The organism is Aeromicrobium sp. Leaf350 (assembly GCF_916858655.1).
In the GTDB taxonomy this organism is placed as follows: domain Bacteria; phylum Actinomycetota; class Actinomycetes; order Propionibacteriales; family Nocardioidaceae; genus Aeromicrobium.
In genome coordinates this window covers 763,311-775,575 of sequence record NZ_CAKASL010000002.1, presented here as the reverse complement: position 1 = coordinate 775,575, position 12,265 = coordinate 763,311, and the positions used below count along the sequence as shown (strand labels likewise).

The window sequence follows — 12,265 nt, the reverse complement described above, 5'->3', positions numbered from 1 at the left end:
CGTCAGATCTCGGTGCGCTCGGGGCGGGACGCGATGGAGCGGTGCTCCATGGGCACGAAGTCCGAGCCCTTGGCCGGACCGGAGCGCACTCCGGCGTTGGCGAGCACGACCGAGACGTACGGCAGGAACACGGCACCGACGACGAGCGTCCAGCGCAGCCAGCCGTCCGCGATGCAGGCGCCGACGAAGCAGACGGTGCGCAGGGCCATCGACAGCGCGTAGCGACGCTCCTTCGCGCTCAGCCCCTGGCTGGCACGCTCGGGTGCTGACGTGATGACCTGCACCTCGTCGTCTCGCTTGTTCACCCCTTCAGGGTACGCCCCCTGACGTAGGGGCATCATGGACGGCATGAGCAACCGCACCTACCGCATCACCGAGATCGTCGGAACCTCGCCCGACGGCGTCTCCGAGGCCATCGAGAACGGCATCGCCCGTGCCGGCCAGACGCTCCGCCACCTCGACTGGTTCGAGGTCGAGGGCATCCGCGGCCAGATCACCGACTCGGTGCCGTCGCACTACCAGGTCACGATGAAGATCGGCTTCCGCCTGGAGGACGACGAGTGAGCCTGAGGCTCCTCGCGGTCGCCTCCCTCCTGGGTCTCGCCCTTGCGGCGTGCGGAGGCGGTTCGACCGACGGGGAGCCCGAGGGAGGCTCGTCCGGCGACGACTGGGGCTTCGACAGCGCGGCCGACGACGGCTCGGAGGACGGCAGCGACGGCCCCGGCACGGACGGCTCGACGGCCGAGCAGCCCACCGGCACCCCCGCGGATCCGGCGAACTACACGGACTCGTACTCGGGCCACGCCTTCGCGACGCCGACCGGCAACATCATCTGCTACGTCAACGTCGCGGCTGACCAGTGGGGATGCGTCATCGGTGAGCGGACGTACACCGAGCCGGCCGGTGCCGAGGACTGCTTCGCGAGCTTCGGCAAGGGGTTCGTGTCGGTCCAGGGCGGTCCGCTGCAGCCGCAGTGCCGTGGCGGCGTCCTCGCGGAGGCCGAGAACGGTGCCGGAGCGATCCTGCCCTACGGCAGCACGCTGACCGTGGGGTCGGTGACCTGCCTCTCGGAGCAGACCGGTGTGACGTGCGTCGACCAGCGCTCGGGACACTCGCTGTTCATCAGCAAGGCGAAGTACGAGATCAGCTGACGGCACCGGGTGACGCGGGGTCGTCGGAAGCGTCGGCCTCCTCGACCTCCTCGCGCGTGATGCCCATCAGGTACACGATCGTGTCGAGGTAGGGCACGTTCACCGACGTCCGTGCCTGGTCGCGCACGGTGGGCTTGGCGTTGAACGCGATGCCCAGCCCTGCTGCGGCCAGCATGTCGAGGTCGTTCGCCCCGTCGCCGATCGCCACGGTGTTCTTGACCGGGATGCCGGCCGATGCCGCGAACTCGCGCAGCGCGACCGCCTTCCCGGCGCGGTCGACCACCGTGCCGAGCACCCGGCCCGTGATCACGCCGTCGACGACCTCCAGGTCGTTCGCCCGGAAGTAGTCGATGCCCAGCTCCTCGGCGATGCGCGCGATGATCGGCGTGAACCCGCCGCTCACGAGGGCGAACCGGTAGCCCAGCCGCTTCAGCGTGCGGATCATCGTGCGAGCGCCCGGGGTGTAGACGAGGGAGTCGTACACGTCGTCGAGCGCCGTGGCCGAGACGCCGGCGAGCCGGGCGACGCGCTCGTGCAGGGACGCGGCGAAGTCGAGCTCGCCCCGCATGGCCCGCTCGGTCACGGCGGCCACCTCGGCCTCGCAGCCCGCGTGCGCGGCGAGCATCTCGATGACCTCGCCCTGGATCAGCGTGGAGTCGACGTCCATCACGACGAGGCGCTGGGCGTGACGCCGGATGCCGTTCTCCTGCACCGCGACGTCGACGCCCTGCTCGAAGGCCGTGCGTGCGAGCGTCGCCTGCAGGACGTCGGGATCGGCGCCGCTGACCTCCATCCGGATCGCGGTGACCGGGTAGCGAGCCATGCGCACGATGCGGTCGATGTTGCCGCCGTCGGTGCGGATCTGCTCGGTGATCGCGGCCATCGCGCGGGGGAGGAGCGGTGCTCCGAGCACCACGACCTGGGCACGACCGATGCGGCGCGGACGGTTGTCGCCCGTGCCGCGCTCGAGGGAGGCGGCGAGGCCGAGCTCGTCGCCGAGCGCGCGGACGGCGTCGTCGAGCCCGGTGTCCTCGGGGTCGGTCACGAGCACGCTCAGCACCAGCTGGCCGCGCACCACGAGCTGCTCGACGTCGATGACCTCGATCGAGAAGGTCTCGAGCACGCCGAACAGACGCGTCGACACACCCGCGCGGTCCGGACCGACCAGCGTCACGAGGACGGTCGGACCGGTGAAGTGCAGGGGGAGGTGGGGGACGGGCCCATGGCTGGTCATCGGCACGAGGCTAGCGCGATAGGTTGGTGCCTGAGCACGGCCACACCCGGAGGGACAATGACGAGCGCCATCAAGCTGACCGACGTCTCGGTGATCCGCTCCGGGTCCGTGCTGCTGGACCGGGTGGACTGGAAGGTCCGCGAGGGCGAACGGTGGATCGTGCTCGGCCCGAACGGCGCCGGCAAGACCACGCTGATGCAGATCGCCAGCGCGACGACGTTCCCCAGCTCGGGCGAGGCGAAGATCCTCGGCCAGGTGCTCGGCAGCGTCGACCTCTTCGAGCTGCGCACCCGCATCGGCCACACGAGCCTGACGGTCGCCGACCGCATCCCGCCCGCCGAGTCCGTCCGCGACGCGGTGCTCTCGGCCGCCCACGGGGTCACGGGTCGCTGGCGCGAGCAGTACGACGAGATGGACACGGCGCAGGCCGACCAGATCATCGGCGAGCTCGGCATCGCCCACCTCTCCGGTCGCACCTTCGGCACCCTCTCCGAGGGCGAGCGCAAGCGCGTGCTGATCGCCCGGGCCCTGATGACCGACCCGGAGATGATCGTGCTCGACGAGCCGGCCGCCGGGCTCGACCTCGGAGCGCGCGAGGACCTCGTCGCGAGCCTCGCGAACCTCGCGTCCGACGACGCCGCACCGGTGCTGGTCCTCGTCACGCACCACGTCGAGGAGATCCCGCCGGGCTTCACCCACGTGCTGATGCTGCGGCAGGGCGGGGTCGTGGCGCAGGGTCCCCTGGAGTCGACCCTCACGGCCGCAAACCTCACGCGCGCCTTCGGCACCGACCTGGAGCTCTCCGTCCTCGAGGGCCGGTACTCGGCCCGCAGGGTGCGCTACGGTCGACGCGCCGCCCGACGTGAGGAGTGAGCCGTGACTGACTGGGTGAACGAGAACCTGTGGGTCGTCTGGATCGGGGTCGCCTCGGTGCTGGCCGTCGCGGAGCTCCTGAGCCTCGACCTGGTGCTGCTGATGTTCGCGATCGCAGCGCTGGCCGCCGCGGCAGCCTCGCCCTTCATGCCCGCGTGGGCCACGATGATCGTCTTCGGTGTCATCTCGATCCTGCTGCTCGCGGTCATCCGCCCGCGCTTCAAGCGCAAGCTGCACTCCGGCCCCACGCTGTCGGTGGGGCACCACAACCTGGTCGGCCGTCCGGCCGTCGTCGACGAGCCCGTCACCGACGTGTCGGGCCGCGTCATGATCGACGGCGAGCTCTGGACGGCTCGTACGGCCACCGCGGAACACCATGACGTCGGCGAGCGTCTGACGGTCGTGTCCATCGAGGGGGCCACGGCGTACGTGGCCGGAAAGGTTGCACCGTGATCGGATCGGTAGCCCTGATCGTCGCGTTCTTTTTCCTGGCGCTGGCGATCGCCATCGTCGCGATGTCGTTCAAGATCGTCCCGCAGCAGCGGGCCGGCATCGTGGAACGGCTCGGCAAGTACCGCACGACGCTGGACTCCGGACCGCACCTCATCGTGCCGTTCCTGGACCGGCTGCAGTACATGATCGACCAGCGCGAGCAGGTGCTGTCGTTCCCGCCGCAGGACGTCATCACCGAGGACAACCTGACGGTCTCGATCGACACCGTCATCTACTACACGGTGAACAACCCGGTGTCGGCGACGTACGAGATCGTCAACTACATCGAGGCCATCCACCAGCTCACGATGACGACGCTCCGCAACATCATCGGTGGCATGTCCCTCGAGCACGCGCTGACCGGCCGCGACCAGATCAACCGCACGCTGGGCGCCGAGCTCGACGCAGCCACCACCCGCTGGGGCATCAAGGTCAACCGCGTCGAGCTCAAGAGCATCGACCCGCCGCCGACCATCATCGACGCGATGGAGAAGCAGATGCGCGCCGAGCGCGACCGCCGTGCCGTGATCCTGACGGCCGAGGGTCAGCGCCAGTCCGCGATCCTCACGGCCGAGGGCGAGAAGCAGTCGCAGATCCTCACGGCCGAGGGCGAGAAGCAGGCCGCCATCCTGTCGGCCGAGGGCGAGAAGCAGGCCGCGATCCTGCGGGCCCAGGGTGAGGGCCGCGCGATCGAGACCGTCTTCCAGGCGATCCACGACGGCAACCCCGACCAGAAGCTGCTCTCGTACCAGTACCTGCAGACCCTGCCGAAGATCGCCGGCGGCGAGAACGCCTCGACCTGGATCATCCCGGCCGAGCTCACCGCGGCCCTCGGTACGCTGGGCGGCGTGATCGGGACGGTGCCGGTCGACGGTGGCGGCTCGAAGAAGCGCATCGACCTGGACGCCCCGATCGAGGACGTGACCTCGTCGGTCGACACCTCCGAGGCCGTCGAGGCGGCGCTCGAGGCGGCCCGCCGGGCCGAGAACCCGGCGGCGACCCTCGACGACGACGTGGTGCCGCCCTCCTCGGTCGAGGACGACGACGGCCCGCCGCCGCCTCCGCCCGCGCCGACCGCGTGACCGAGGCACGCTCCCGGTTCGACGACGCGGAGCGTGCCGCGGTCTACCGCGTCATCGACGAGCGCCGCGACATGCGGCACTTCGCCGGTGGGGCGGTCGAGCCGACGGTCCTGCGTCGCCTGCTGCAGGCGGCGAACGCGGCTCCGAGCGTCGGACTCATGGTGCCGTGGCGCTTCGTCCGCGTGGTCGACCCCGCACGTCGCGAGTCGATCGCCCGGCTCGTCGACCTCGAGCGGGAGCGGACCGCCTCCGCCCTCGACGACCGCGGTGCCGAGTTCCTGCGGCTGAAGGTCGAGGGAGTGCGCGACTGCGCGGAGCTGCTGGTCGTCGCGATCACCGGTGACCGGGAGCGGCACGTGTTCGGTCGCCGCACGATGCCTCACATGGACCTGGCCTCCGTGGCGTGCGCGATCCAGAACCTGTGGCTGGCGGCGCGGGCCGAGAACCTGGGCATGGGCTGGGTGTCGCTGTTCGAGCCGGACGAGCTGGCGGCCCTGCTCGACCTGCCCGCGGGCGACGAGCCCGTGGCCGTGCTGTGCCTCGGCCCGGTCGACCGCTTCTACGAGCGGCCGATGCTCCTCGAGCAGGGATGGGCGGAGCCACCCCCGCTCGAGGAGCTGGTCGACGAGCGCTGACCGGGCCCGTCGCCTGTCTCAGTGCTGGTACGTGCCGTGCACGATCGCGCGGCCGAGGGTCTTGAAGGCCAGGTTGAAGCCGACGACCGCCGGGGACGCCGAGTCGTCGACGCCCAGCTTCTCCTCGCCGACCGCGTGCACGACGAAGTAGTAGCGGTGGACCTGGTCACCCTGCGGCGGAGCGGCGCCGGTGAAGGCCGCGCCGCCACCGTCGTTGCGCACGTGGAACGCGCCCGCGGGAAGCGTGTCGTCACCTGCGCCGGCTCCGGCAGCGAGGCTCGTGACGTCGGCCGGGATGTCCACGACGACCCAGTGCCAGAAGCCGGAGACGACCGGCGCGTCCGGGTCGAAGCACGTGACGACGAAGGACTTGGTGCCCTCCGGGGCGCCCGACCAGCTCAGCTGCGGCGACGTGTCGCCGTGGGCGTTGACCTGGTCGTCCTTCAGCGGGGCGCCGTCGGAGACGTCGTCGCTCGTGACGGAGAAGGTGGGGACTGCCGGAAGCAGCGTGTACGGGTCCGGGGTGACCGGTCGCTCGAGACTCATGCCACCTAACCTAACGGCGTGGCGCACATCGTTCGAGTGACGTCCGGCGACGACCGGCTGCGTGACTACACCAGCCTGCGGGACACGAGCCTGCGCAAGCTGCTCGAGACCGAGCGGGGCATCTACGTCGCCGAGGGCGAGAAGGTCGTCCGGCGAGCCATCGAGGCCGGCCACGAGCCTCGGTCCTTCCTGATGGCGCCCCGGTGGGTCGAGTCGCTGGGTGACGTGCTGGCGCGCACCGACGCGCCCTGCTACGTCCTCGACGAGGACGTCATCGAGGGCCTCACCGGCTTCCACGTGCACCGGGGAGCGCTCGCCGCCCTGCACCGCCCGCCCCTGCCGTCGGCCCAGGAGGTGCTGGCCGGGGCGCGCCGGATCGTGGTGGTCGAGGACCTGGCCGACCACACGAACGTCGGCGCGATCTTCCGCACCGTCGCCGCGCTCGGGTGGGACGGCGTCCTGCTCTCCCCGCGCTGCGCCGACCCGCTCTACCGTCGCGCGATCAAGGTCGCGATGGGTGCGGTGTTCCGTCTGCCCTACGCCCGCCTCGACGACTGGTACACGGCGCCCGACCTGCTGCGGGACGCCGGCTTCACGACCCTGGCCATGACGCTGGGCGAGGGTGCCGTCCCTCTGGACGAGGTGCCCACGGACGGTCGGCTCGCGCTCGTCGTCGGGTCGGAGGGCCACGGGCTTTCGCCCCGCTGGGAGCACGAGAGCGTCGTGCGCACGACGATCCCGATGAATCCCGACATCGACTCGCTGAACGTGGCCGCCTCGGTCGCGATCGCGTGCTGGCAGCTCCGGCCGTGAGCACGCAGCGCGGGTAGCGTCGGAGGCATGAGCGACTCCCTGGTCTGGTCGATCGTGCTGGCCGCAGCCCTTCTCCTGCTCGGGTGGGGCGTGTGGCGCTCGGCGCGGGCCCGCGCCCAGCACCCGGCTCCCTTCGGGCCGCCCCCGCGCACCGTCGCGGACGCGGCGACGACCCAGCGGGTCTCCGACCTGGTGGCGGCGGGGCGCACGATCGAGGCGATCAAGGCGCTGCGCGAGGCGACCGGGCTCGGGCTGGTCGAGGCGAAGGAGCGGGTCGACCGCTGGGAGACGGGCGCCGCCGCGACCGAGGCCGCGGTCGATCGCACGGAGCTCGACGCCGAGGTCCTCGCCGTGCGCTCGCAGCACGGTGAGATCGCCGCGATGAAGCGCCTCAGGGAGCGCACCGGGTGGGGTCTGGCCGATGCCAAGGCCTACCTGGACGGCCTGGGTCGGGGCTGACGGGGTCGGCACTAGGCTCGCCGAATGATGCGGCAGCGCGTGGCCCGGACGATCGCCCGACTGATGCGCTACCGGATGGTCGGCAGCGTTCCCGAGCGCGGCGTGCTCGTGGGTGCGCCCCACACCTCGAACTGGGACTTCGTGACGATGCTCCTGGTGATGTGGCACGGTGGCGCGCACCCCCGGGTGCTCGTCAAGCAGGAGCTGTTCACCGGGCCGGTCGGCTGGCTCGTCCGACGGTTCGGTGGAGTGCCGCTGGACCGCAAGAACCCGGCCGGGGTCGTGCAGGCCTTCGTGGACGAGGCCGCGAGCAACCAGGAGTTCCGCCTCGTGATCGCGGCCGAGGGCACGCGGTCGGCGGGGGAGTACTGGAAGTCCGGCTTCCTGCGCATCGCCCGTGACGCCCAGGTGCCGGTCACGCTGGCCTTCTTCGACCCGCCCACGCGGACGATGGGCTTCGGACCGTCGTTCGTGCCCAGCGGCGACTTCTCCGCCGACATGGACGTCGTGCGCGAGTTCTACGCTGACATGCAGGGCATCAAGCCCCAGAACCGCACGCAGCCGCGGCTCCGCGAAGAGGACTGAGCGCACTCGGGGCGGGCGCGCGTCAGCGCATGAAGCTGTGGGTGTGGGCGCGCAGCGTCGTCTCGTCGAGCTCGCGGTCGGCGTAGACGAGCCGGACGGCCGTCTCGTCGGCGTTGCCGAGGTCACGGCCCCGCCACACGAGCTCGAGCCCTGCGGACTCGGCGGTGCGGCGGCTGGCCTCGTTGCGCTCCAGCAGCTTCGCGGTGACCGGCACGGTGGAGTCGGCGGCCTGCGCCGCGGCGACCCCCTCGCGGGCGAGCGCTGATCCGTACCCGCGGTGCCAGTGCTCGCGGTGGACGCGGTAGCCGATGTTCCAGGCCACCCGGTCGTGCAGGAGCCGCGCGCCGCCGTGACCCACGAACACGCCGTCGTCGGTGAACGCCGCCCAGTTGCTCAGACCGTCGTCGCGCCATCCGTTGACGAAGAACTCCACGAGGGCCTTCGTCTGCCCGACCGACGTGAACACCCCGCTCGGCTGGTGCTCCCACACCCCCGGATCGGCGTAGAGGACGTGCATCTCCTCCCAGTCGCCGGTCTCGATCGGGCGCGTGATCACGGGCGGCTCAGGCCTCCGCGATCGGGGTGACGGGCCAGTCGTCGGGGTAGAGGTCGTCGAGCTCGGCCTGCATCTTGTCGAGCTTCTTGCGCGCACGGCCCGCGAGGCGGTCGCCGAAGACGGTGCCGAAGAGGTGGTCGGTCTCGTGCTGGAGGCAGCGCGCGAGCAGCCCGCTGCCCGTGAACTCCACCGGCTCGCCGAACTGGTCGACGCCACTGACGTGGGCCGTGTCCGGTCGCGCCAGGGGACCGAACGCGCCGGGGAACGAGAGGCAGCCCTCGTCGTCGTCGTCGAGCCGGCGGGCGTCGCCCTCCGGCAGCGTGAGCACCGGGTTGCACACGACGCCCGTGACGACCTGGTCGTCGTCGTCGGGGCACTCGAAGACGAACACCTTGACGTTCTCGCCGACCTGGTTCGCCGCGAGTCCGACACCGCGGGCGGCGTACATCGTGGCGACCATGTCGCGCACGAGCGTGTGGAGCTCCTCGTCGAAGACCGTGACGTCCTCGAGCTCGCGGTGCATCACGGGCGTGCCCCACCGGGTGATGGGACGGACGGATCCGCCCTCGGGGAGGGGGCGGGACTGCGGGTGGGTCACGGTGCTCCTAGCGGGCGAGTGGCGTCCGGGCGACGCTCCACGGTATCCGACGTCACGCTCGTGGTCCGCGGCGACGGTGGACCCCGGGACGACGCTGGGATACGCTCGGAGTGGCAAAGTGCAAACGAGAGTTACAACTTCGTCTACACTGGCTCCGACGGCGGGCACCTCGTCCGACCTCGCACCATCCCCCAGGAGATCTCGTGGCCTCTCGCAAAGACCCCATGGGCATCGGCCTCGCGGTGCTGAACCGCATCGCCAGCTCACCCGCGATCGACCGGCTCGGCCTGCGCAAGCAGACCGAGTCCGCCGTCTACCACGGCACCCGCGCCGGCTTCCAGGCCGCGGGCGGTGCCGCCCGCACCTTCAAGCGCGTCAAGGGCTCCGGCAAGCCGGCCCGACAGGGCAGCTCGGGGGACTCCGGCGTCTTCGACCTGACGCCCACCGAGGACCAGCAGATGATCGTCGGCGTCGTCGCCGAGTTCGCCGCCGAGGTCCTGCGCCCCGGCGCCGAGGCGGCGGAGAAGACCGACGACACGCCCAAGGAGGTGCTGGCCCAGACCACGGAGTTCGGGCTCAGCCTCCTCAACGTCCCCGAGGCGCTCGGTGGCCTGTCCGAGGAGCGCTCGGCCACGACCGGCGTGCTCGTCGCCGAGGCGCTCGCCTACGGCGACATGGGTCAGGCCGTCGCGTGCCTCGCCCCCTCCGCCGTCGCCACGGCGATCTCGCTGTGGGGCTCCGACGAGCAGCAGCAGACCTACCTGCCCGCCTTCACGGGTGAGGACGTCCCGGCCGCCGCCCTGGTGTTCAGCGAGCCCACGCCGCTGTTCGACCCGTTCGCGCTCAGCACCACGGCCACGAAGAGCGGCAACGGGTACACCCTCAACGGCCTGAAGTCCGGAGCCGTCCGCGGCACCGAGGCCGAGCTCTTCATCGTCTCCGCCGACCTGGACGGCACGCCCGCCCTCTTCGTCGTGGAGGCCGCCGCTGACGGCGTCAGCATCGCGGCCGACCCGTCGATGGGCCTGCGGTCCGCCGGCCTGACCCGCCTCAAGCTCGACGACGCCCCGGCGGCCCTCCTGGGCGACGGTGCCGAGGACGACTACCGCGAGGCCGTCCGCCTCGCCCGCCTCGGCTGGTCGGCGCTCGCACTGGGCACCGCCAAGGCCGTGCTCGACTACACCAAGGAGTACGTCGTCGGCCGCGAGGCGTTCGGCGAGCCGATCGCCTACCGCCAGTCGGTCGCCTTCATGGTCGCCAACATCGCGATCGAGCTCGAGGGCATGCGTCTGGTGACGCTGAAGGCCGCCTCGCGGGCCGAGCAGGGCCAGTCCCACGCGCGTGAGGTGGCCCTGGCCCGCAAGCTCGCGTCCGAGTACGGCATGAAGATCGGCACCGACGGCGTCCAGCTGCTCGGTGGTCACGGCTTCGTCAAGGAGCACCCGGTGGAGCGGTGGTACCGCGACCTGCGGGCCGTCGGCCTCATGGAAGGAGCCGTCCTCGTCTGAGGACAGGAGACACATCATGATCAATCTCGACACCCCCAAGAAGTTCCGCGCCTTCGTCGTCCAGGCCAACCAGGTCGCCGACAACTTCCTGCGCTCGAACTCCCGCAAGTACGACCTCGCCGAGCACTCCTACCCCAAGGAGCTCGACCTCCTGGCCTCGCTGGTCGACGGCATGAGCGACTCCGGCCAGGGCCAGGGGGCCGGCGCCGCCGGCGTCCGCCGTGGCGAGGACGACACCGACGGTGCGAAGTCCAAGAACAAGGTCAAGAACGGCACCAACATGAGCTCGGTGCTCTCGGTCATCGAGATGTGCTGGGGCGACGTCGGCCTGCTGCTCTCGATGCCGCGCCAGGGCCTCGGCAACTCGGCGATCGCCTCGGTCGCGACCGACGAGCAGCTCGAGCGCTACAAGGGCACGTGGGCGGCCATGGCGATCACCGAGCCGAGCTTCGGCTCCGACTCGGCGGCCATCAAGACCACGGCCGTGAAGGACGGCGACCACTACGTCCTCAACGGGGAGAAGATCTACGTCACCTCCGGCGAGCGCGCCGACTCCGTCGTCGTCTGGGCCACGCTCGACAAGAGCCTGGGACGCGCGGCGATCAAGTCGTTCGTCGTCAGCAAGGACACCCCGGGCATCCGGGTCGAGCGCCTGGAGCACAAGCTCGGCATCCGCGCGTCCGACACCGCCGTGATCCTCCTCGACAACTGCCGGGTGCACGAGTCGAACCTGCTCGGCAGCCCCGAGATCGACGTGAAGCAGGGCTTCGCGGGCGCCATGGCGACCTTCGACAACACCCGTCCGCTCGTGGCCGGCATGGCCGTCGGCTGCGCCCGCGCGTCACTCGAGCTCATCCGTGAGCTGCTCGAGAAGGCCGGTGTCGAGATCGACTACGACCGTCCGGCCGTGGCGCAGTCGTACGCGGCGGCCACGTTCATCCAGATGGAGGCCGACTGGGAGGCGGCGCTGCTGCTGACGCTCGAGGCGGCGTGGCTCGCGGACAACCGCAAGCCCAACTCGATGGAGGCCTCGATGGCCAAGGCCAAGGCCGGGCGCGTCGGCAACGACATCACGCTGCGGTGCGTCGAGCTGGCCGGCACCCTGGGCTACAGCGAGACCGAGTTCCTCGAGAAGTGGTCGCGCGACTCCAAGATCCTCGACATCTTCGAGGGCACGCAGCAGATCCAGCAGCTCATCGTGGCGCGCCGTCTGCTCAACCTGTCGTCGACGCAGCTCAAGTAACCCGCAGGACGCGCAGCTCGGGCTCGGCGTTCGACTCGGTAGGTTAGACGCATGTCAACCCCCGACGTCGATCTCGAGCTCGAGCTGACGCGTCTCGTGCAGCGCGTGCGCCGGCGGTCGATCCAGATCGTCTCGGGGCTGCACCGCGACCTCGACTACGGCACGTACCTGTTCTTCCTGGCCATCTGCGACGCCCCGGGGCAGGTGCGCGGTGCCGACCTCGCCGAGTCGATGGGCGTGCACAAGTCGACCGCGAGCCGCGCCATCGCCGCGCTGGTCAAGTACGGCCTGGTCGAGCAGCACCCCGACCCGAGTGACGGCCGCGCCCGTCTGCTGGTGCCGACCGACGAGGCCGCCTCCCGCCTGCGGGCCTACCGCATCGAGACCCACGAACGTCTCGTGCGGCTGCTGGACGACTGGGAGCCGAGCGACATCGACGCCTTCTCGGGCGCGCTGCGCCGGTTCAACGACAAGGCGGAGACGTTCTGAC

At 70.9% G+C, this 12,265-nt stretch carries 17 protein-coding genes; 12 read left to right on the top strand and 5 right to left on the bottom strand.

The window, feature by feature from the left end:
* Positions 1-2 precede the first annotated feature (2 nt).
* Positions 3-305, bottom strand: coding sequence for a DUF3099 domain-containing protein (locus tag LO931_RS12800; RefSeq protein ID WP_229054089.1), 303 nt, complete (start codon positions 303-305; stop codon positions 3-5).
* 43 nt (positions 306-348) lie between these two features.
* Here LO931_RS12800 and LO931_RS12795 point away from each other — a divergent pair, with 43 nt between their 5' ends.
* The gene (locus LO931_RS12795; protein WP_229054088.1) at positions 349-564 is read left to right on the top strand and encodes a dodecin; all 216 of its coding nucleotides are present in this window, start codon (positions 349-351) and stop codon (positions 562-564) included.
* Entirely contained in the window at positions 561-1,151 is a 591-nt protein-coding gene (locus LO931_RS12790) for a hypothetical protein (protein WP_229054086.1), read from the top strand. Before LO931_RS12795 ends, LO931_RS12790 begins: the two co-directional genes overlap by 4 nt.
* Here LO931_RS12790 and serB read toward each other — a convergent pair.
* A complete protein-coding gene (serB, locus tag LO931_RS12785; RefSeq protein WP_229054084.1) occupies positions 1,144-2,385 on the bottom strand; it encodes a phosphoserine phosphatase SerB in 1,242 nt (413 codons plus the stop codon). The two genes, LO931_RS12790 and serB, sit on opposite strands and share 8 nt — an antisense overlap.
* Before the next feature lie 57 nt (positions 2,386-2,442).
* Here serB and LO931_RS12780 point away from each other — a divergent pair, with 57 nt between their 5' ends.
* From LO931_RS12780 to bluB, 4 genes are read left to right on the top strand one after another with little or no spacing between them, the layout of a single operon-like run.
* Positions 2,443-3,258, top strand: a complete 816-nt coding sequence (locus LO931_RS12780) for an ABC transporter ATP-binding protein (RefSeq protein ID WP_229054083.1) — start codon at positions 2,443-2,445, stop codon at positions 3,256-3,258.
* 3 nt (positions 3,259-3,261) lie between these two features.
* Complete coding sequence (locus LO931_RS12775) at positions 3,262-3,711, top strand: NfeD family protein (protein WP_229054081.1); 450 nt, start codon at positions 3,262-3,264, stop codon at positions 3,709-3,711.
* On the top strand, positions 3,708-4,832 hold the full coding sequence (locus tag LO931_RS12770) for an SPFH domain-containing protein (protein ID WP_370636116.1): 1,125 nt from the start codon (positions 3,708-3,710) through the stop codon (positions 4,830-4,832). The genes LO931_RS12775 and LO931_RS12770 overlap by 4 nt, the downstream gene beginning before the upstream one ends.
* Positions 4,829-5,467, top strand: a complete 639-nt coding sequence (gene bluB, locus LO931_RS12765; protein ID WP_229054079.1) for a 5,6-dimethylbenzimidazole synthase — start codon at positions 4,829-4,831, stop codon at positions 5,465-5,467. The genes LO931_RS12770 and bluB overlap by 4 nt, the downstream gene beginning before the upstream one ends.
* 18 nt (positions 5,468-5,485) lie before the next feature.
* Here bluB and LO931_RS12760 read toward each other — a convergent pair whose 3' ends face one another.
* The gene (locus LO931_RS12760) at positions 5,486-6,013 is read right to left on the bottom strand and encodes a YbhB/YbcL family Raf kinase inhibitor-like protein (RefSeq protein WP_229054077.1); all 528 of its coding nucleotides are present in this window, start codon (positions 6,011-6,013) and stop codon (positions 5,486-5,488) included.
* 18 nt (positions 6,014-6,031) lie between these two features.
* Here LO931_RS12760 and LO931_RS12755 point away from each other — a divergent pair, with 18 nt between their 5' ends.
* From LO931_RS12755 to LO931_RS12745, 3 genes are read left to right on the top strand one after another with little or no spacing between them, the layout of a single operon-like run.
* A complete protein-coding gene (locus LO931_RS12755) occupies positions 6,032-6,826 on the top strand; it encodes an RNA methyltransferase (RefSeq protein ID WP_229054075.1) in 795 nt (264 codons plus the stop codon).
* A 27-nt stretch (positions 6,827-6,853) separates the two neighbouring features.
* Positions 6,854-7,285 (top strand): ribosomal protein L7/L12, encoded by a 432-nt coding sequence (locus LO931_RS12750; RefSeq protein ID WP_229054073.1) that lies wholly within the window; start codon positions 6,854-6,856, stop codon positions 7,283-7,285.
* 24 nt (positions 7,286-7,309) lie between these two features.
* On the top strand, positions 7,310-7,870 hold the full coding sequence (locus LO931_RS12745; protein WP_229054071.1) for a 1-acyl-sn-glycerol-3-phosphate acyltransferase: 561 nt from the start codon (positions 7,310-7,312) through the stop codon (positions 7,868-7,870).
* A gap of 22 nt (positions 7,871-7,892) precedes the next feature.
* Here the strand turns inward: LO931_RS12745 and LO931_RS12740 are convergent, their stop codons facing one another.
* Positions 7,893-8,426: a GNAT family N-acetyltransferase gene (locus tag LO931_RS12740; RefSeq protein ID WP_229054066.1), complete on the bottom strand. Its 534-nt coding sequence runs from the start codon at positions 8,424-8,426 to the stop codon at positions 7,893-7,895.
* 7 nt (positions 8,427-8,433) lie between these two features.
* Complete coding sequence (gene def / locus LO931_RS12735; RefSeq protein ID WP_229054064.1) at positions 8,434-9,024, bottom strand: peptide deformylase; 591 nt, start codon at positions 9,022-9,024, stop codon at positions 8,434-8,436.
* Positions 9,025-9,227: 203 nt separating this feature from the next.
* Here def and LO931_RS12730 point away from each other — a divergent pair, with 203 nt between their 5' ends.
* Genes LO931_RS12730 through LO931_RS12720 form a run of 3 tightly spaced genes read left to right on the top strand, consistent with a single transcriptional unit; the run spans position 9,228 to position 12,264 of the window.
* Positions 9,228-10,532, top strand: coding sequence for an acyl-CoA dehydrogenase family protein (locus LO931_RS12730; protein WP_229054062.1), 1,305 nt, complete (start codon positions 9,228-9,230; stop codon positions 10,530-10,532).
* A gap of 16 nt (positions 10,533-10,548) precedes the next feature.
* A complete protein-coding gene (locus LO931_RS12725) occupies positions 10,549-11,775 on the top strand; it encodes an acyl-CoA dehydrogenase family protein (RefSeq protein ID WP_229054060.1) in 1,227 nt (408 codons plus the stop codon).
* A 51-nt stretch (positions 11,776-11,826) separates the two neighbouring features.
* Positions 11,827-12,264: a MarR family winged helix-turn-helix transcriptional regulator gene (locus tag LO931_RS12720; protein ID WP_229054058.1), complete on the top strand. Its 438-nt coding sequence runs from the start codon at positions 11,827-11,829 to the stop codon at positions 12,262-12,264.
* Position 12,265: the final 1 nt, after the last annotated feature.

Coding starts and splice junctions, on each gene's coding strand:
- LO931_RS12725 (WP_229054060.1), top strand. CDS start 10,549: ATGATCAATCTCGACACCCCCAAGAAGTTCCGCGCCTTCGTCGTCCAG.
- LO931_RS12780 (WP_229054083.1), top strand. CDS start 2,443: ATGACGAGCGCCATCAAGCTGACCGACGTCTCGGTGATCCGCTCCGGG.
- LO931_RS12750 (WP_229054073.1), top strand. CDS start 6,854: ATGAGCGACTCCCTGGTCTGGTCGATCGTGCTGGCCGCAGCCCTTCTC.
- LO931_RS12795 (WP_229054088.1), top strand. CDS start 349: ATGAGCAACCGCACCTACCGCATCACCGAGATCGTCGGAACCTCGCCC.
- LO931_RS12760 (WP_229054077.1), bottom strand. CDS start 6,013: ATGAGTCTCGAGCGACCGGTCACCCCGGACCCGTACACGCTGCTTCCG.
- serB (WP_229054084.1), bottom strand. CDS start 2,385: ATGACCAGCCATGGGCCCGTCCCCCACCTCCCCCTGCACTTCACCGGT.
- LO931_RS12745 (WP_229054071.1), top strand. CDS start 7,310: ATGATGCGGCAGCGCGTGGCCCGGACGATCGCCCGACTGATGCGCTAC.
- LO931_RS12720 (WP_229054058.1), top strand. CDS start 11,827: ATGTCAACCCCCGACGTCGATCTCGAGCTCGAGCTGACGCGTCTCGTG.